Source organism: Pectobacterium jejuense (assembly GCF_026800125.1).
In the GTDB taxonomy this organism is placed as follows: domain Bacteria; phylum Pseudomonadota; class Gammaproteobacteria; order Enterobacterales; family Enterobacteriaceae; genus Pectobacterium; species Pectobacterium jejuense.
In genome coordinates this window covers 660,388-678,609 of record NZ_JAPQKX010000001.1, presented here as the reverse complement: position 1 = coordinate 678,609, position 18,222 = coordinate 660,388, and the positions used below count along the sequence as shown (strand labels likewise).

19 protein-coding genes are annotated in these 18,222 nt (G+C 50.1%); 14 read left to right on the top strand and 5 right to left on the bottom strand.

Going from position 1 to position 18,222, the window contains the following annotated elements; all coding sequences use genetic code 11:
- Positions 1–11: 11 nt before the first annotated feature.
- Positions 12–659: a bifunctional nicotinamidase/pyrazinamidase gene (pncA, locus tag NXT09_RS03090; protein WP_268578831.1), complete on the top strand. Its 648-nt coding sequence runs from the start codon at positions 12–14 to the stop codon at positions 657–659.
- Positions 660–710: 51 nt separating this feature from the next.
- Here the strand turns inward: pncA and NXT09_RS03085 are convergent, their stop codons facing one another.
- Both NXT09_RS03085 and msrB read right to left on the bottom strand, forming a co-directional pair.
- Entirely contained in the window at positions 711–989 is a 279-nt protein-coding gene (locus NXT09_RS03085) for a YeaC family protein (RefSeq protein WP_010275380.1), read from the bottom strand.
- Between the two features lie 131 nt (positions 990–1,120).
- Positions 1,121–1,540, bottom strand: a complete 420-nt coding sequence (gene msrB / locus NXT09_RS03080) for a peptide-methionine (R)-S-oxide reductase MsrB (RefSeq protein WP_029367374.1) — start codon at positions 1,538–1,540, stop codon at positions 1,121–1,123.
- A gap of 344 nt (positions 1,541–1,884) precedes the next feature.
- On the opposite strand from msrB, the gene gapA reads away from it, so the two are divergent.
- Together gapA and NXT09_RS03070 are read left to right on the top strand one after the other, a co-directional pair.
- Entirely contained in the window at positions 1,885–2,880 is a 996-nt protein-coding gene (gene gapA / locus NXT09_RS03075) for a glyceraldehyde-3-phosphate dehydrogenase (RefSeq protein WP_048260224.1), read from the top strand.
- A gap of 107 nt (positions 2,881–2,987) precedes the next feature.
- The gene (locus NXT09_RS03070) at positions 2,988–3,857 is read left to right on the top strand and encodes a D-hexose-6-phosphate mutarotase (protein WP_205550563.1); all 870 of its coding nucleotides are present in this window, start codon (positions 2,988–2,990) and stop codon (positions 3,855–3,857) included.
- A gap of 74 nt (positions 3,858–3,931) precedes the next feature.
- Here NXT09_RS03070 and NXT09_RS03065 read toward each other — a convergent pair whose 3' ends face one another.
- Together NXT09_RS03065 and NXT09_RS03060 are read right to left on the bottom strand one after the other, a co-directional pair.
- Positions 3,932–4,783: an aldo/keto reductase gene (locus NXT09_RS03065; protein ID WP_268578830.1), complete on the bottom strand. Its 852-nt coding sequence runs from the start codon at positions 4,781–4,783 to the stop codon at positions 3,932–3,934.
- Positions 4,784–4,941: 158 nt separating this feature from the next.
- Complete coding sequence (locus NXT09_RS03060) at positions 4,942–5,691, bottom strand: MipA/OmpV family protein (RefSeq protein WP_205550567.1); 750 nt, start codon at positions 5,689–5,691, stop codon at positions 4,942–4,944.
- A gap of 455 nt (positions 5,692–6,146) precedes the next feature.
- Between NXT09_RS03060 and yeaG the strand changes: the two genes are divergently transcribed.
- The 4 genes from yeaG to NXT09_RS03040 all read left to right on the top strand — a co-directional run bounded on the left by yeaG (position 6,147) and on the right by NXT09_RS03040 (position 11,331).
- Entirely contained in the window at positions 6,147–8,081 is a 1,935-nt protein-coding gene (gene yeaG, locus NXT09_RS03055; RefSeq protein ID WP_010275400.1) for a protein kinase YeaG, read from the top strand.
- A gap of 36 nt (positions 8,082–8,117) precedes the next feature.
- On the top strand, positions 8,118–9,392 hold the full coding sequence (locus NXT09_RS03050; RefSeq protein ID WP_268578829.1) for a YeaH/YhbH family protein: 1,275 nt from the start codon (positions 8,118–8,120) through the stop codon (positions 9,390–9,392).
- Between the two features lie 139 nt (positions 9,393–9,531).
- Entirely contained in the window at positions 9,532–9,942 is a 411-nt protein-coding gene (locus tag NXT09_RS03045; RefSeq protein ID WP_268578828.1) for a hemerythrin domain-containing protein, read from the top strand.
- A 189-nt stretch (positions 9,943–10,131) separates the two neighbouring features.
- Entirely contained in the window at positions 10,132–11,331 is a 1,200-nt protein-coding gene (locus tag NXT09_RS03040; protein WP_268578827.1) for a multidrug effflux MFS transporter, read from the top strand.
- A gap of 51 nt (positions 11,332–11,382) precedes the next feature.
- On the opposite strand, the gene NXT09_RS03035 is transcribed toward NXT09_RS03040, so the two are convergent.
- Positions 11,383–12,636, bottom strand: coding sequence for a D-amino acid dehydrogenase (locus NXT09_RS03035; RefSeq protein WP_268578826.1), 1,254 nt, complete (start codon positions 12,634–12,636; stop codon positions 11,383–11,385).
- 484 nt (positions 12,637–13,120) lie between these two features.
- Here NXT09_RS03035 and NXT09_RS03030 point away from each other — a divergent pair, with 484 nt between their 5' ends.
- From NXT09_RS03030 to NXT09_RS03000, 7 genes are read left to right on the top strand one after another with little or no spacing between them, the layout of a single operon-like run.
- Positions 13,121–14,101: a 6-phosphofructokinase gene (locus tag NXT09_RS03030; protein ID WP_205550578.1), complete on the top strand. Its 981-nt coding sequence runs from the start codon at positions 13,121–13,123 to the stop codon at positions 14,099–14,101.
- Between the two features lie 10 nt (positions 14,102–14,111).
- Positions 14,112–14,405 (top strand): PTS sugar transporter subunit IIB, encoded by a 294-nt coding sequence (locus NXT09_RS03025; RefSeq protein ID WP_205550579.1) that lies wholly within the window; start codon positions 14,112–14,114, stop codon positions 14,403–14,405.
- A 13-nt stretch (positions 14,406–14,418) separates the two neighbouring features.
- Positions 14,419–15,756, top strand: coding sequence for a PTS sugar transporter subunit IIC (locus NXT09_RS03020; protein ID WP_225582777.1), 1,338 nt, complete (start codon positions 14,419–14,421; stop codon positions 15,754–15,756).
- A 44-nt stretch (positions 15,757–15,800) separates the two neighbouring features.
- A complete protein-coding gene (locus NXT09_RS03015; protein WP_268578825.1) occupies positions 15,801–16,079 on the top strand; it encodes a hypothetical protein in 279 nt (92 codons plus the stop codon).
- Between the two features lie 6 nt (positions 16,080–16,085).
- Positions 16,086–16,523, top strand: coding sequence for a PTS sugar transporter subunit IIA (locus NXT09_RS03010; protein ID WP_268578824.1), 438 nt, complete (start codon positions 16,086–16,088; stop codon positions 16,521–16,523).
- Positions 16,520–17,053 (top strand): P-loop nucleotide/nucleoside kinase family protein, encoded by a 534-nt coding sequence (locus tag NXT09_RS03005; protein WP_268578823.1) that lies wholly within the window; start codon positions 16,520–16,522, stop codon positions 17,051–17,053. Before NXT09_RS03010 ends, NXT09_RS03005 begins: the two co-directional genes overlap by 4 nt.
- 37 nt (positions 17,054–17,090) lie before the next feature.
- Positions 17,091–17,990 (top strand): tagatose-bisphosphate aldolase, encoded by a 900-nt coding sequence (locus NXT09_RS03000; protein ID WP_205550588.1) that lies wholly within the window; start codon positions 17,091–17,093, stop codon positions 17,988–17,990.
- The last annotated feature ends 232 nt before the right edge of the window (positions 17,991–18,222 follow it).

The following is an 18,222-nucleotide window of genomic DNA, read 5'->3' as shown; positions in this document are numbered from 1 at the left end:
ACGGAGTCGTAATGAAAAAAGCATTGCTATTAGTTGATCTGCAAAATGATTTTTGTCCCGACGGTGCATTGGCTGTTAACGAAGGCAACCGCGTCATTGAGGTGGCTAACCGCGCGATTGAAGCCTGCGTCGCCGCTGGCGTTCCAGTGATTGCCAGCCAGGATTGGCACCCCGCTAATCACGGCAGTTTTGCGGTTAATGCGCATACCAAGGTCGGAGAACTCGGTGAGTTAAACGGGTGGCCGCAGATCTGGTGGCCGATTCACTGCGTACAGGGAACATCCGGCGCTGATTTTCATCCAGCGCTGAATCAGTCGGCCATTCAGTGGATCGTGCAAAAAGGGACTCAGTCTGAGATCGATAGCTATAGCGCTTTTTTCGATAACGGGCATCGCGTGAAAACCGAATTGGATGCGTGGCTGCACGCTAATCACATCACCCATTTGACCATTCTGGGTCTGGCGACCGATTATTGCGTCAAGTTTAGCGTGCTGGATGCGATTGCTCTGGGCTATCACACTGAAGTCTTGGTAGATGGCTGTCGTGGCGTGAATCTTTCGCCTGATGACAGCGAATCTGCGTTACGGGAAATGGTACAGCGTGGGGCAACATTGACGGATATGACGCAGTTTCTTACTACTTTGTCTGCCGCTGACTAACGCTATTAACAACCGAAATAGCGGCAGCCGATGAGGCTGCCTGCTTCTATTTTACGCGTCGGGTTTTAGCGTAATAATAGCGTCAGCGATGTTAAACTCGCGCTTCAGCTCCTGCTTGCTCTTCATCACGATTTCGCCATCAGTGCCAATCGTCATGTGCTCAGCCTGTTCATTATGGCGAGCCTGCCACATCATCACCATTTGCAGGCAGTTTTCTTTCTGTTCCGCCGTCAACGCGACACCGTCTGGCCATTTGCCCAACTCCACCGCCGTGACTAACCGTTGGTAAATTTCTGGCGTCATGGCGTCGATCAGATCATTGAGTTCCATATCCGGTTTCTGCTCCGAGAAAGGTCAGATTTATTCTTACTGGGTTCTTGTGCTAACAGCGTTTTTAGTAGCTGAATCGTTTAAAGCAAGCTATCATCTAACTTATCGCTGTCGCACCTATCGCAGACAGATTACCCGTCAACGCGTTCGCCATCAACGTCGTCGATGAAACTCAGTGAAGCCGAATTCACGCAGTAACGTTCGCCCGTAGTTTTCGGGCCATCAGGGAACACGTGCCCCAGGTGCGCATCACACTGCCCGCAGCGGATCTCGATACGGCGCATATTGTGTGAATCATCTTCCAGATAGCGAATAGCCTCTGAGGAGACCGGCTGATCGAAGCTCGGCCAGCCACAGCCGGAGTCGTATTTGCTGTCGGAATAAAACAGCGGAGCCTGGCAACACAGGCAGTGATAAGCGCCAGTGCGCTTGTTATGCAGCAATTTGCCTGAAAACGCAGGTTCCGTACCACGTTGCTGGGTGACATAGCGCTGCATCTCTGTCAATTCAGTATTGTCGGATGGGGTACGCGAAGCAGAGTCGTTAGTCATAGGAAGTCTCACGGCGGGTGTTATCAATTCAATTAATCATTGATTATAACAAAAAATTAACAACCTAACAGGCTGTTCTGGCCTAATATTAGGAATGTTATTAGCATCAATATTTAATTGTGATGCACATCACATATTGAGATCACACAGGCTTTATATGATGCATTTCATCCTCATATTAGTCTTAGATGTTACTTAGTTACAGGGTCGAGCGGTTTTCGCACAAAGTTTGGTCATAGGTTTGACTTACAGCAACTATTGACACGATTCCGCTTGACGCTCAGCAAGGTTTTTGTAATTTTACAACCAACCTTTTATTCACAAACCAATAGCTGGTGGAATATATGACTATCAAAGTAGGTATCAACGGTTTTGGCCGTATCGGCCGTATTGTTTTCCGCGCTGCGCAAGAGCGTTCTGACATCGAGATCGTTGCAATCAACGACCTGTTAGATGCTGAGTACATGGCGTACATGCTGAAGTACGACTCAACTCATGGTCGTTTCAACGGCACCGTTGAAGTTAAAGATGGCCACCTGGTTGTTAACGGCAAAACCATTCGTGTTACCGCAGAGCGCGATCCTGCAAACCTGAAGTGGAACGAAGTCAACGTGGACGTTGTTGCTGAAGCAACTGGCCTGTTCCTGACTGACGACACTGCGCGTAAACACATCGCTGCTGGTGCGAAGAAAGTCGTTCTGACTGGTCCATCTAAAGATGACACCCCGATGTTCGTTATGGGCGTAAACCACAAAACTTACGCTGGTCAGGAAATCGTTTCTAACGCATCTTGCACCACTAACTGCCTGGCGCCACTGGCAAAAGTTATCAACGACAACTTCGGTATCGTTGAAGCACTGATGACCACTGTTCACGCAACTACTGCAACGCAGAAAACCGTTGATGGCCCGTCTCACAAAGACTGGCGCGGCGGCCGCGGCGCAGCACAGAACATCATCCCATCTTCTACCGGTGCTGCTAAAGCAGTAGGTAAAGTGATTCCTGAGCTGAACGGCAAACTGACTGGTATGGCGTTCCGCGTTCCTACCCCTAACGTTTCTGTTGTTGACCTGACTGCACGTCTGGAAAAACCAGCGTCTTACAAAGAAATTTGTGCAGCAATCAAAGCTGCTTCTGAAGGCGAGCTGAAAGGCGTTCTGGGTTACACCGAAGACGAAGTAGTTTCTACCGATTTCAACGGTGAAAAACTGACTTCCGTATTCGATGCTAAAGCCGGTATCGCTCTGAGCGATAACTTTGTGAAACTGGTTTCCTGGTACGACAACGAAACTGGTTACTCAAACAAAGTTCTGGATCTGATCGCTCACATCTCTAAATAAGCGTCAGCGATGATTCTGTGAAAAAAGGGCGACGTGATGTCGCCCTTTTTTATTGTTTATTGCAGATTTCTTTTTACCACGAAAAACAATCAAAAAAAGGCACTATCATGCATAACACAATGTTCTCACTCCCCGTCACGAAGCAAATTAGCGCAACCCTCACCCAGCGTCAGTTGGACCAATTACCTATCATCGTCGTCGATCACCCTGAAGTGCGCGCCGCAGTCGCATTACAAGGTGCGCACCTGCTCAGTTGGCAGCCAACAAACGAAGAGCCGGTGCTCTGGCTGAGCGACAATACGCCTTTTACTCATCACGTTGCGATTCGCGGCGGTGTCCCGATCTGTTTCCCTTGGTTTGGCCCTTTCGCCGATCCTAATCACGGTTTTGCCCGTCTGCTGCCGTGGGAATTTACCGACCACAGCGAAGATGAACACGGCGTACAACTCACCTTTACGCTGAAAGACAATGAAGAAACGCGCAAGAGCTGGCCGCATGCGTTCACGCTCATCGCCCGCTTCAAGCTGGGCAAGGAATGTGGCATTGAACTGGAAGCGCATGGCGATTACAGCATTACCAGCGCGCTGCACACCTACTTCAATATCGGCGATATCAGCGATATCCGCATTGCGGGTCTGGGTGAGACATTCATTGATAAAGTGGATCAGGGCAAGCTGGCAACGCAGCAAGGCGATCTGGTCTTTACCGATCGTACAGACCGCATTTATACCCAGCCGCAGGACACCAGCGTGGTACATGATGCAGTACTGAAACGTGCTATCGAAGTGCACCATACGCACCATAGCGATGTCGTGTCATGGAACCCCGGTGCAGAGCTCTCTCGTACGATTAGCGATATGACCGATGAGGGATATAAAACGTTCGTGTGTGTGGAAACTGCGCGTATTAATCAACCGTTTGTCGCATCCGCCAACGCACCGGCGCGTCTGGCGACAGTTATCCGTATCAAGAAATAATCACGCGATAGGCGTATGACGATGTCGCCATACGCCCTATTTATTCTGCAAATCCTTTTCCGTAAATCCTTCCGCTACACCACATCCAGATGCTGTTTACGCGTCGGCGGTGGAAAAGCCTGATCGAGCTGTGCGATATCTTCCGTCGATAGCACCACGTCCAGCGCTTTGGCATTTTCCTGAACATGCTTCACAGAGCTGGCTTTAGGAATCGCGAGCACGCCCGGTTGACGAATTGCCCACGCCAGTAACAGTTGAGCAGGCGTGATACTATGTTCGCGTGCAATGCAGTTCACCACCGGATGCGAAAATAATCCATCACGCAGGCGTCCTGCCTGCGCCAGCGGACAATACGCCATCACTGGAAGCTGCTGTTGCTGACACCACGGTAGCAAATCAAACTCAATACCGCGCGATGCCAAATGGTAAAGCACCTGATTGGTCATGCAGTGCTGCCCGCCATTTAGCGACCAGAGCTCCTGCATATCCTCAAGGTCGAGATTGGAGACGCCCCACTGGCCGATTTTTCCCGCCTGCTGCAATCGCTCCATCGCCGCAATCGTATCCACTAACGGGATACCGCCGCGCCAGTGCAGCAGATACAGATCGATACGCTCAGTTTGCAGTCGCTTCAGGCTGCGTTCACACGCCTGTATCGCCTTTTCGCCTCCCGCATTGTGCGGATAGACTTTCGACACCAGATAAACGCTGTCACGGCGGCCACGTATCGCTTCACCGACGACCTCCTCCGCCCGGCCTTCCGCATACATTTCGGCCGTATCAATCAGCGTTAAGCCAAGGTCGATCCCCGTTTGCAGCGCCGTCACCTCCTGCGCTTTCATTCGGGCATCTTCGCCCATGTACCACGTTCCCTGACCGATCGCCGGTACGCGAGTGTCATCTGGAAAACGAATCGCTTTTGTCATGCGTTCCTCCCTGTTTGCCGTCAACGTAACGAGTTTGCCATTAAACCTAACATGGCATTCAGCGCACCATAAACGTGCAAATGGGGTGATATCACCCCATTATTGTACGGCAGATGCACTATGCTTACGAAGAGCATTAAAAGCGCCCACGAAAAGCATCAGAAGCGATAGCTGACGCCTGCGCTCATTAAGATGCTGTGGTTACTATCAACAATCGGGCTGTCTTTCATTTCGTCAGACAGACGCGTGTAGCGGCCCACAGCCCAGGCGCTCCAGCTTTGGTTAATCTGATAACCGGCGCTCAGTTCAAGATACGGGGCCCAGCCATCGCCAGGGCTATACTGGTTAAAGCCGGAACGGGCGGACTCCTGTGCGCTAACGCCGTAGTAATACTGGTTCATGTTTTCACTGAACCAGGTGGCACCGATACCGGGGGTGATACTCAGATCGCCCATGGAGAAGCGGTAAAGGTAAGCGGTATCCCACGCAAAGCCGTTGCTGTAATCCAGCGTATCCCCGGCCAGCACAGTACGAATTTCACCCCAGTCGGCAGTATGACGATAAGCCGCACCCGCCATCAGCGTACCGCGGCGTTTGTCCAACTGCTTCATACGCAGATCGTCGCTATCTCCCGGCTTAAACCCTAAAGGCAGGTAGTAGGCCGTTAAAGAGAAACGATTTGCGCCGTCATTCCACAGGTAGTATCCACCACCCAGCCCGCGGAAATAAAAATTTTCACTTTCATAATTCAGTACAGGAAGCGGATAAACGTCATTATCAACACCACGGTACACGGACGTTGAACCCGCAGCGCCAAGGCCCAGAGAGACATCTGCGGCATAGGCTGAAGGCAGGAGCACAGCACCAGAAACCAGTGCGGCCAGCATACATAGTTGAGGTTTTTTCACAGTTTTCTATTTCCTATTACAGATAAATATCATGAAACATGATAAGCCAATTACACACGTTCGCGTTCAGGTTATATAAAAATAACATTAACGAATAACCTATATATTCGATAGGTTTTACGTGCGCTAACGTCGGTAATAGGCCGTGTTCTGAAGGCTGAACGCCCATTCTCTATAATCGTACACGGATTTTCCTGAAAGTGAGTCCTTGAAATATCTTAAAAATACGTCTGTGGACTAGAGGAAATTTTACGGATGCAAACTACGCTTTAATACAGAAGGTGACGTCTTCCTGACCAGCAGGAATGAATAAAATCACGACGCCCCGACGCTACAAGTTGGCATAAGGGTTGCTGGACTCAGGAGATTTCTTCTTTCGGGGGGCAATACATTAATAGGCATATATTCCACACGCTCTCTTAATCTGTGCTAATCGACGAAGGACGGGCATCGCTATGAACATATTTGATCACTACCGCCAGCGCTACGACGCTGCCAAGGACGAAGAGTTCACTCTGCAGGAATTCCTTACCATCTGTCAGCAGGATCGCAACGCTTATGCGAATGCGGCTGAACGATTGTTAACGGCTATCGGTGAGCCTGTAATGGTGGATACCGCCCAAGAATCACGAATGTCGCGCCTATTCTCGAACCGGGTGATTGCTCGCTATCCTGCTTTTGAAGAATTTTATGGTATGGAAGAGGCCATCGAACAGATTGTCTCTTACCTGAAACATGCCGCGCAGGGATTGGAAGAGAAGAAACAGATTCTGTATCTGTTGGGGCCGGTCGGCGGCGGGAAATCCTCTCTGGCCGAACGCCTGAAAGCGCTCATGCAGCGCGTACCGATTTACATCCTTAGCGCCAACGGCGAACGCAGCCCGGTGAATGACCATCCGCTTTGCCTGTTCAACCCGCAGGAAGATGCCGCGATACTTGAGAAAGAGTATGCCATCCCGCGGCGCTACCTCGGCACCATCATGTCACCGTGGGCAGCCAAGCGCCTTCAGGAATTTGGCGGCGACATTACCAAGTTCAAAGTCGTCAAAGTGTGGCCATCAATTCTGGCGCAAATCGGGATCGCGAAAACCGAGCCCGGTGATGAGAATAATCAGGACATTTCAGCGCTGGTCGGTAAAGTCGATATCCGCAAGCTGGAGCATTATGCTCAGAACGATCCCGATGCCTACGGCTACTCCGGCGCGCTGTGCCGGGCGAACCAGGGCATTATGGAATTCGTCGAAATGTTCAAAGCGCCGATCAAGGTGCTTCATCCTCTGCTGACGGCAACACAAGAAGGCAACTATAACGGGACGGAAGGTATTGCCGCCCTGCCGTTCAACGGGATTATTCTGGCGCACTCCAATGAATCCGAGTGGGTGCAGTTCCGTAACAACAAGAACAATGAAGCGTTTCTTGACCGCGTGTACATCGTGAAGGTGCCGTACTGCCTGCGCGTGTCCGAAGAGGTGAAGATCTACGACAAGCTGCTGGACCACAGCGAACTGACGCATGCCCCTTGCGCGCCCGGCACGCTGGAAACGCTGGCTCGCTTCTCCATTCTGTCGCGCCTGAAAGATCCGGAAAACTCCAGCATCTACTCCAAAATGCGGGTTTACGACGGAGAAAGCCTGAAAGATACCGATCCGAAGGCGAAGTCCTATCAGGAGTATCGCGACTATGCGGGCGTAGATGAGGGCATGAACGGTCTGTCGACCCGCTTCGCGTTCAAGATTCTGTCGCGTGTCTTTAACTTCGATCACAGCGAAGTCGCGGCCAACCCGGTACATCTGTTCTACGTGCTGGAGCAGCAGATCGAGCGCGAACAGTTCCCGCAGGAGCTGGCAGAGAAGTATTTAGAGCACCTGAAAGGCTATCTGACGCCGAAATACGCCGAATTTATCGGTAAAGAGATCCAGACCGCCTATCTCGAATCCTATTCCGAATACGGACAGAATATTTTTGACCGTTATGTTACCTATGCGGATTTCTGGATTCAGGATCAGGAGTACCGTGACCCAGATACTGGCCAGCTGTTTGACCGCGAATCGTTAAACGCCGAGCTGGAAAAAATCGAGAAGCCCGCGGGCATCAGCAACCCTAAAGACTTCCGTAACGAGATCGTCAACTTTGTCCTGCGCGCCCGTGCCAACAATAGCGGCCGGAATCCAAACTGGACCAGTTACGAGAAGCTGCGCACGGTCATTGAGAAGAAGATGTTCTCCAATACGGAAGAGCTGCTGCCTGTGATTTCGTTCAATACCAAAACCTCAACGGATGAACAGAAAAAACATGATGACTTCGTCGATCGCATGATGGAGAAAGGCTACACCCGGAAACAGGTGCGTTTGCTGTGCGAATGGTATCTGCGGGTGAGGAAGTCATCATAATGACGCACGATGCTGGCAACAGCGTTTGGGGGAAACATGGCCTATTTTATTGACCGACGACTGAACGGCAAAAACAAAAGCACGGTGAACCGCCAACGCTTTCTGCGCCGCTATAAGTCGCAAATAAAACAGTCGATTTCCGAGGCCATTAATAAGCGTTCGGTGACCGACATCGAAAGCGGGGAGTCAGTCTCGATCCCCAATGCAGACATCAACGAACCGATGTTCCATCAGGGCCGTGGAGGACGCCGCCACCGCGTCCACCCGGGCAACGATCACTTTGTACAGAATGACAAAATCGAGCGGCCACAAGGAGGTGGCGGCGGTGGTTCCGGTCAGGGTGATGCCAGTAAAGATGGCGAAGGCGAAGATGAATTTGTCTTTCAGATCTCCAAAGACGAATATCTGGACCTGCTGTTTGAAGATCTGGCGCTGCCGAATCTGAAGAAGACCCAGCATCGGCAGATGACCGAGTACAAAACGCACCGCGCCGGGTACACCGCTAATGGCGTCCCTGCCAATATCAGCGTGGTACGTTCGCTGCAAAATTCGCTGGCACGCCGTATGGCGATGACAGCGGGTAAACGGCGCACATTGCATGAGTTGGAAGAGTCACTGGAACAGCTAGCGCATACCGAACCCGCACAATTGCTGGAAGAGGAACGGCTGCGGCAGGAAATTAACGAACTGCGCCAGAAAATCGCCCGCGTGCCGTTTATCGATACGTTTGACCTGCGCTACCGGAACTACGAGCGCCGGGCCGAACCGTCGAGTCAGGCCGTGATGTTCTGTTTGATGGACGTATCCGGCTCAATGGATCAGGCGACGAAAGACATGGCGAAGCGTTTTTATATTCTGCTGTATCTGTTCCTCAGCCGAAATTATAAAAACGTCGACGTCGTCTACATTCGCCACCATACGCAGGCGAAAGAGGTCGATGAACAGGAGTTCTTCTACTCTCAGGAAACCGGCGGCACCATTGTCTCCAGTGCGTTAAAGCTGATGGAGGAAGTGGTTCGCGAGCGTTACGACCCATCGCAGTGGAATATCTACGCAGCACAGGCGTCGGATGGTGATAACTGGGCTGATGATTCGCCGCTGTGTCACCAGATTCTGGCGAATCAGCTTCTGCCGATGGTGCGTTACTATAGCTACATTGAAATCACCCGGCGTTCACACCAGACGCTCTGGCGCGAATATGAAACGCTGCGCGATACATTCGATAATTTCGCCATGCAGCATATCCGCGATCAGGATGATATCTACCCTGTCTTCCGTGAACTCTTCCGTAAACAAACTGTAGGGCATTGACCCGCCTCTCAATCAGCCAGTTATCTGTTAATGATTAATAGTTAGCTGGCTGATTTTCTCTTTCTGGGCATTTTTCTATAAACATGCATTTAAAATACATGTATTATAAATGGCATTATACCTGCACAGAGAATCGCTTATGAACATTGATAAATTCAAGCACCAGCACAACGAAATACTCGACAGCATTGATACCCTGCGTCAGCTATCCCGGGCCGGTGTGACAGAAAATGCCACTGACATTGCCCGCGCCATCGTCGCTATGAGCTCAACCATCAAGCTTCACCTTTCCGCAGAAGATCGCGTGCTGTACCCTTCGCTTCAGCGCAGCGGTGACGAACAGTTAACGAAGATGAGTCAGCATTATCAGAATGAAATGCAAACCATTGCCGCCGATTACGATGCGTTTTCCCGTCGCTGGAATACGGCTTCGCAACTGGTGGGGCACGACAGGGATTTCCGGGCTGATGCCAATAACGTGTTGCGTAAGGTCTATGAACGCATGCAGCGGGAGAATCATGATTTTTATCCCCGCATTGAAACAGCCTGAGTGGATTAAGCACGTTTGACTAAAGGGCGGAAAATCTCTGCTCCGCCCTGTTGATTAGCGCCTTCATGCAACCTCGCCACGCCATTTTCCTTCGCATCATCGTGACATTGTCACAAAGATAACGCTTTCTTTCCGCCAGTGTGCGCATTACCCTGTCGAACCCATAAAACATAGATTTCTGCTTTTGTTATGCAACGATTTGTTCTGATTTTACTAACTCTGGTTCTACTCGGCCCTCTGGGCATCGACATCTATTTACCGCTTATTCCCACCATCGCCGTGGCACTGAACAGCCCTGAATCGCTGATTCAATCCACCGTCGCCCTGTTTATTCTGATCATGGGATTAGGTCAGCTGCTGGCGGGGCCGCTGGTCGATAAGTACGGTCGCCGCCCTATGGCACTGGCTGGTGTGATTATCTATCTCGTCGGTGCGATCATGGCTGCACTGGCTACCAGCGCCACGCTATTTGTCCTCTCACGTCTTTTTCAGGGGCTGGCCGTCTGTTGTACCGCCGTCGCCATTTTCAGCAGCGTGCGTGACAAACTGAACGGCGACGATGCCGCCAGAACCTATGGCTTTCTTAATGGCACGCTGAACATTGTGCCAGCGCTGGCGCCGCTCTTGGGCGGGCTTTTGGCCGAAACCTTCGGCTGGCGTGCGCCCTTCTGGTTCCTTGCAGGCTACAGCATCCTGGTACTGGCACTCGTCATCCGCTTCCTGCCTGAAACGCGACCAGACTCAACGCTGCCCGTACACGGCTTGCCGCTGCGCCAATACGCACGTCTGTTATCCGATCGCCAGTTTCTGGGATTTGCCTCAGTCAACGCGGGTGCTATGGGGATGGCATTGACCTATGTCACCTTCTCTCCCGTGGTATTGATGAACGAGGCTCAGCTCACGCCGCTTGAGTTTTCCATTGCTTTTGGCGTCAACGGTTTTTGGATCATGCTGGTCAGCTTCTTTGCAAATCGCATCATTCGCAAAGTCGGCCGACCGCGCTGTCTGGCTATCGGTAGTCTGCTGATGGGGACTGGGTTTCTTTCGCTGCTTGGCGGTGTCGTTCTCTTACCCGATGCGATGCAAAACACCTGGCCGACCTACATGCTGCCTGTCGCACTGGCCTGTGCCGGTCTGGCTTTTTTGATCGGCCCGTCCACCAGCTATGCGCTGGAGCCTTATTCCAATGAGGCGGGGATTGCGTCGGCGATGGTAGGATTTGTGCAGATGGCAGGCGGCGCAGCGCTGGGCTTGATTGCTATGGCGCTCCCTCTGCCGTCAAAAGTATCACTGGCGCTGGTCATGCTCTGTGCCGCCCTGCTGGCAATACGCGCCCGCCTGCTTACGCGGCACCACAAGGGCAGCATTACGTCACTGCCCCGTACGTAGTTCAAAGCTAAGTGGTTAAAAATAAGCAGTTAAAAACTAAGTAGTTCCAAACTAACGAGCATACCTTTCCACGGACAAATCATCGGACTCAATCTCCGGTGATTTGTTCGACAGAATATCCGCCAGCAATTTCCCCGATCCACAGGCCATCGTCCAGCCTAACGTGCCATGGCCGGTATTCAGGTACAGATTTTTCAGCGGTGAGCGCCCTACCAGCGGCGTGCCGTCTGGCGTCATCGGACGCAATCCCGTCCAGAATGTGGCTTGTTCAATCGGGCCGCAATGGGGATAGAGATCGCGCACCACCATTTCCAGCGTTTCACGTCGCTTGGGATTCAGCTCGGTGTTGAAACCCACGACCTCTGCCATACCTCCGACGCGGATACGGCGATCAAAGCGAGTAATCGCTATTTTATAGGTTTCATCCAATACGGTAGAAACCGGTGCAAAAGCGTCATCCGCCAGCGGAATCGTCAGTGAATAGCCTTTCAGCGGATAAACCGGAATATCGAACCACTGACGCAGTAATCCGGTGGAATAGGAGCCACACGCCATCACATAGGCATCTGCCACGATCATTTCATCGTCGCACTGGACGCCTGTAACGCTTTGCCCTTCCACTCGCAGTTGGCGAACGTTACGCCCCAGTTTAAAGGTGACACCTGCATCGGCAGCCATCGCCACCAGTTGGCGAGTGAACAGCTGGCAGTCGCCCGTCTCATCATGCGGTAAACGCAGCCCGCCGGTCAGTTTTCCCGCCACGTGCGCCAGCGCTGGTTCAACCGAAGCCAGCTCATGACGAGTCAGCAGTTGATACGGTACGCCAGCCTCTTCCAGCACGGCGATATCGCGTGTCGCGCTTTCATACTGCTGCTCAGTGCGGAACAGTTGCAGCGTTCCGCCTTGCCGCCCTTCGTACTCGATACCGGTATCCCGCCGCAGCGCTTGCAAACAGTCGCGGCTGTATTCCGACAGACGCACCATCCGCGCTTTATTCGTTTTGTAGTGGCGCGCATCGCAGTTGAGCAACATTTGCCACATCCAGCACAGCTGTGCTGCCGTGAAGTCCGGCCGGATGGCCAGCGGCGCGTGACGCTGAAACATCCACTTTATCGCTTTCAGCGGTATGCCCGGCGCAGCCCAGGGCGCGGCATAGCCGGGGGAAATCTGTCCGGCATTCCCGGCGCTGGTTTCCAACGCGGGCTCCGGTTGTCTGTCGATCACGGTAACATCATGCCCTGCCTGCGCAAGATACCAAGCGGTACTTACGCCAACGACGCCACTTCCCAGAATTACAACCCGCATGCTACCGCTCTCCCTTTCTCTCCGTTAAAAACCGTCTAATCTACTGGAAAAATGCTTATTCAATGGCATAAAACACTAGTTAAAAGGTAAAACTGAAGACTACTCTAGCATTTGGGAAGGAATTGTCACCCGTCTCGACGATAACATTTATCTATTGTGATCTCTTCGATCCGTTGAGTCTCCACTGAGATCGTAATGAAATAACTGTGAAATCATTCACAAAATACATATTCGTTTTTTAGCTGAAAAGTATAATAAAAGTAAAAAATGGGAAAACGTTAAACACCAAATTAATTAATAAGTTAGTTGGATTGCTTATTTTTAAATCGTGATATCCCTCACAACAATAGAATCAACAACGTCACTGTCAAGACAATAAACCTCGTAGTTAAATACAAATTTGCGACATTCATCAAAAAAACGCCTTATCAGTTTAATAACATTGTGTTCACACGGTGGTTATTCATATTTCCAGAGGGCGACGATGAAAATTGGATTAGTCATTAGCGGCGGCGACGTTAGCGGAATAAATAACTTCATCTTTCAGGTGAACAGAATGACTGCCTCTGACATCGTCATTTTCGATGGTGGAATTAATGGCCTTATCGATAACTGCTGTAAAGTCCTCACTCGCCGCGATTTAGTGGATTATTCCATCTCAGCAATGCCCCTGATTACGTCAGGGAGAAAAACCGGAAAGTGTAGAAAAACAGACTATGAGCAAATCGTCAAAAATATTCAAAAACAAAAACTCGACGCGCTCATTATGGCTGGCGGAGATGGCTCATTCCAGTTTTTAAAAAAACTCAGTCACTATGGCGTTCATTGCTATGGCGTAGGAATGACGATTGATAATGATATCTCAGGGAATAGCTATACGATCGGTTTTTCTACCGCCTGCGAGCAGGTCATGAGCGAAGTGGAAAAATTGCGCAATACAGGCCGGGGATTACAAGGCCGGGTATTCATGATCGAATTACTCGGTGGATATTGTGGCGAATTAACCTTGCAGGCGGCATTAAAGAGCAACGCAGATATCGCACTCATTCCAGAATCACCGTGGGAAATTGATAAATTATCACAATGTATTCGGGAGAAAATCGCAGAACAAAACAGTGTGATCATTTTATGCTCTGAAGGCTATACCCATGAGTATACTCCTGGCTTTCAGGGCGCTATCGATACCATTATCAAGAAACTAGAGCATAAGATTGGCATCCGTATCCGAAAAACTATTTTGGGATATGGTTTACGAAATGGCGCGCCCACCGGGGAAGAAATTATTCAGGGCACCCTGTTAGCAGAAGAAGTCGTTCGGTGTATTAACGCCGGACTGACTAATAAAATTATCATTATCAATAATAACAACAAGGCTATTCCTATCGACCTGGAGGATTCAGAACGACGTTTGGTTGATGTCGAAAGTCACTTTTATAAGCTCGCGAAAGCCCATCACCTTATATGAGGCCATGATTATGTTGAAAGTACTTTGCGTTTGCGGTTGTGGATTAGGTTCCAGTTTCGCTATCGAAATGACAGCCAAATCCGTACTAAAAAAATTAGGTATTGATGCAGAAATAAATCACACCACGATTTCAGAGGCCTCTGCCTTCAAATATGACGTTATCCTAACCCAGAAAATATTTGCTGACATCCTGAACAGCGATGCCAGTGAAGATGAGAAAAAAAGAGTCATCATTCTTAATAAATTGACGGATAAAGATGAAATAGAAGAAAAAATTTTAACTTATATCCAGGCTCATCAATAGCATGAGGTGAAATATGAACACCGTTATCAATTTCATTGTGAAAGATTTATTAGGCCAGGCATCCATATTAATCGCACTGATCGCCATGATCGGGTTGATTTTACAGAAGAAATCAGTAGGGAAAATTGCAGAAGGGACATTCAAGACGCTGTTGGGCTTCCTCATCATGATGGCAGGGATTAACATCATCGTTGATACCCTGACTTATTTGAACAACATATTTACCCAAGGCTTTGGCATGAAAGGCTACATCACCGATGTCGCCGCCATCGCCGGGTTGGCAAACCGCGAACTCGGGTCAGAAGTCGCGTTGACGCTCATGGTGATCTTTGCCGTCAACATCCTTATTGCACGCATTACGCCCTTTAAATATATCTTCCTAACGGGACAGGCTCTGCTGTGGATGGCAACAATCGGTACCGTGATTGGCTATAAGTCGGGCTTGACCGGCGCGACACTGATCCTAACCGGCGGCATATTTGGCGGCATTATGGCCGTGCTGATGCCCGCACTGGCACAGCCGATAGTCCGTAAAATCACGAATTCCGATGATGTGGCTCTGGGGCATTTTTGTACCATCGGGTATCTGGTGCAGGCCGCCGTCGCGCGGTTAGTCGGCAAAAATTCCAAATCCACGGAAGACTTAACGCTGCCTGATAACTTCAAATTCTTGCAGGATACCTACCTATCGATGGCCGTCGTCATGGTGCCGATGTACCTCATCCCGGCCGTGGCGGCAGGACCGACCTACATCGCGCAGTACGCCAACGGCGTCAACTATCTGATGTATTCCTTCATGCAGTCCATGCAGTTTGTCGCGGGCGTTTTCGTTCTCTACAGCGGTGTCCGTCTGCTGCTTAATGAGCTGGTTCCCGCATTTCGAGGTATCGCCATGCGGCTGGTCCCTAATGCCAAACCCGCGTTGGATTGCCCTGTGCTCTTCCCCTATGCACCCAACGCCGTCATTGTCGGATTCCTCGCCACTACCGTCGGTTCTATTCTCGGGATGCTGATCTTCCCGATGTTTGGGCTGGCGATGATTTTGCCGGGTTTATTGACCAACTTCTTTGCGGGCGGCACAGCCGGTATTTTCGGTAACGCGCTGGGAGGACGGCGCGGCGCAGTCATCGGCGGTGTCGTTCATGGCCTTTTCATTACGCTCTTGCCCGCCATTCTGGTGCCATTATTGGAAGTCTTCGGATTTACCGGCGTCACCTTCAGTGATTCCGATGTCATCGGTACTGGCCTGATATTAGGACACGCTTTCCAGCAAGACTGGTTATTTGTCGCCGCCTTTGTCGCGTTCGTTGCATTCATTGCCTTTATTGCGAATCGTAAACTATCGCAATAGCGTATTGGCCTGTAGTCATGATGCAAACAGCTTAAGGAATCACTATGTTTTCTCTACTCAAACGCTTTTTATCCCCGGGTCCCTCTTCCGACCATCGCGATAATAAGGATGACAATCGCGTCAGGGAAATTGAGGAAGAATTAGCGGAGCTTGAGTCTCGTTTAGTTCAAGATCCGGCTCATAGTGAAACGCAAAAAGCGCTAATGATTAAATACAATCAGGCCATTCAGGTATTTTCTTCTCATCCTGACTATCGGAATCGCGTTGATGATATTTTTATTCAGATAGATGAACTCAGAAACACCATTCGGAAAAATATATGAGGATTTATGAGCATAAAAAATTTCCTTTTGCAGCACGATTGCATTCAACTGGGCGTGATATGTAAAACATGGGAAGAGGCCATTTATTGCGCCGCACAACCGTTAATCCGTGCAGGGTGTATTACGAAGAATTATCCCGTCGCGGTAATAGAAAGCACGAAGGAATACGGGCCTTATTATGTTTTTGATGAAGGCATCGCTATTCCCCATGCGCGCCCTGAGTGTGGGGTTCAGGAGAATTGTTTCAGTTTACTGACGCTACAGACTCCGCTCTCTATTCAGGGAAGTGAACCGGTGGATATTTTAATTATGTTCGGCGGCGTTAACAGCGATGCGCATATTACGGAAGGTATCGCCTCAATCATCAATCTATTGGAAAAGGACGACATGCTCACCCGTATTCGAAGCGCCACTACGGCAGATGATATTGTCGGAGTATTATGAAAAAGATTATTTTAGTCAATGGTATTCCCGCATCAGGGAAAAGCACAGTAGCACGTATCATTGCGGATGAATTGAGCTTCCCACGGTTAAGCCTTGATGAAATAAAAGAGCCATTCATGATGCAGTTCTGCGATGTAATTGATAGAACGTTAAACAGAAAACTGGGGTACGCCGCCTATCAGGCCATGTTTAATATTGTTAAACAGGCTCCTGAAAATAGTATTCTGGTTCTTGATGCCTGGTTCGGATTTCGCGAGAAATCCGTATTACAGGACTACCTGGCTTCGTGTGGCATCCACCATACGCTTGAAATATGGAATGCTATCTCATCTGATCGGGTAGCTGCACGATATCAAGCCAGAATTAATGAAAGAATAAAAGGCCATCCCGGCAATGAGTATCTCCCGGAATTAATGTCACTCGCGCATCAGGCAAAACCGATGTGTATTGGAAAGTGTTACACGGTTGATCAGGATAAGGAAATTAATCATCAGGAATTAATTCAATGGATCAAAACCCACCTGGATTAATCGCTTATTTATATTACTTTTTATGAGGGTAATTATTATGAACACCATGACAACAGCTGAACACCGAGGATATCAATTAATTTGTAACGCGACAGGCGCAATGATGGTTATTGCCTGCGATCAACGTGGCGGTATGCGAACATTATTAGCACCGACATCAGAAGCCCAGGCCGCAATTACCAATGAAACATTAGGAAAAACAAAATATGACATCACCCGCTATCTGGCGGCTGAAGCAGGCTGTGTGCTGGTTGATCCGATCTGCGCCATACCGGGTCTGATAGACGAAGACATTCTGCCCCGCGATACGGGCCTGCTCATCGGGCTTGACGCGTCAGGGTGGGAAACAACGCCAGAAGGTTACCGAATCTCTACGATGGTTGAAGGCGTAACGGCACGTAAAGTGCGCGAATGGGGTGCCACTGGCGGAAAAATCATGATCTACCTTCGTCCGGATAGACCAGACGCCAATACCCGTAACCTTGCCACACTCCGTACCGTGATTCAGGATTTTGCGCAGGAAGATTTATTGCTCGTCGTCGAATTCCTGACCTATCCTCTGGAAAATGAATCTCGCGAAGCCTACACGCGTCTCCTGCCTGAGCTCATTCCAGCAGGCTGTCAGGCCTGTATCGACCAAGGCGCAAAGGTCTTAAAAATCCCTTACCCAGGATCGGATGAGGCTTGTGCACACGTAACCGCGCTCTGCGGTGACATTCCCTGGGCCGTCCTATCCGCCGGCGTCGATCACGCGACGTTTCTCCCTCAGGTAGAGAGCGCGTTGAAAAATGGAGCCTCTGGCGTGATTGCCGGTCGTTCTCTGTGGAAGGATTGCATCTCACTCGATCGCAACGTTTCTAAAGAGAAGCTGTCTACGATTGCCGTTTCCCGCCTTAACGACATTCAGGCGCTGTTAAAACGGTATCAACGCCCCTAGTTCAGGCAGTATTTCGCGCTCTCTCCGGAGAGCGCATTTCCCTGTCAATCGACAGCGTAAGACCGGTTTCTTTTTTCTCCCCTTAGCGGCCTTTCTCCATCAAACACGCGCAATTCGTCAATTGCCGCGTTTCCAAAGCTCAGCTATAACTAAATGAACAACGATGATTTTTTGACAGGAGCCAGCGGGAAGGCAGTAAACGAGATCTCACGTACAGACTTGTTATGTTAGG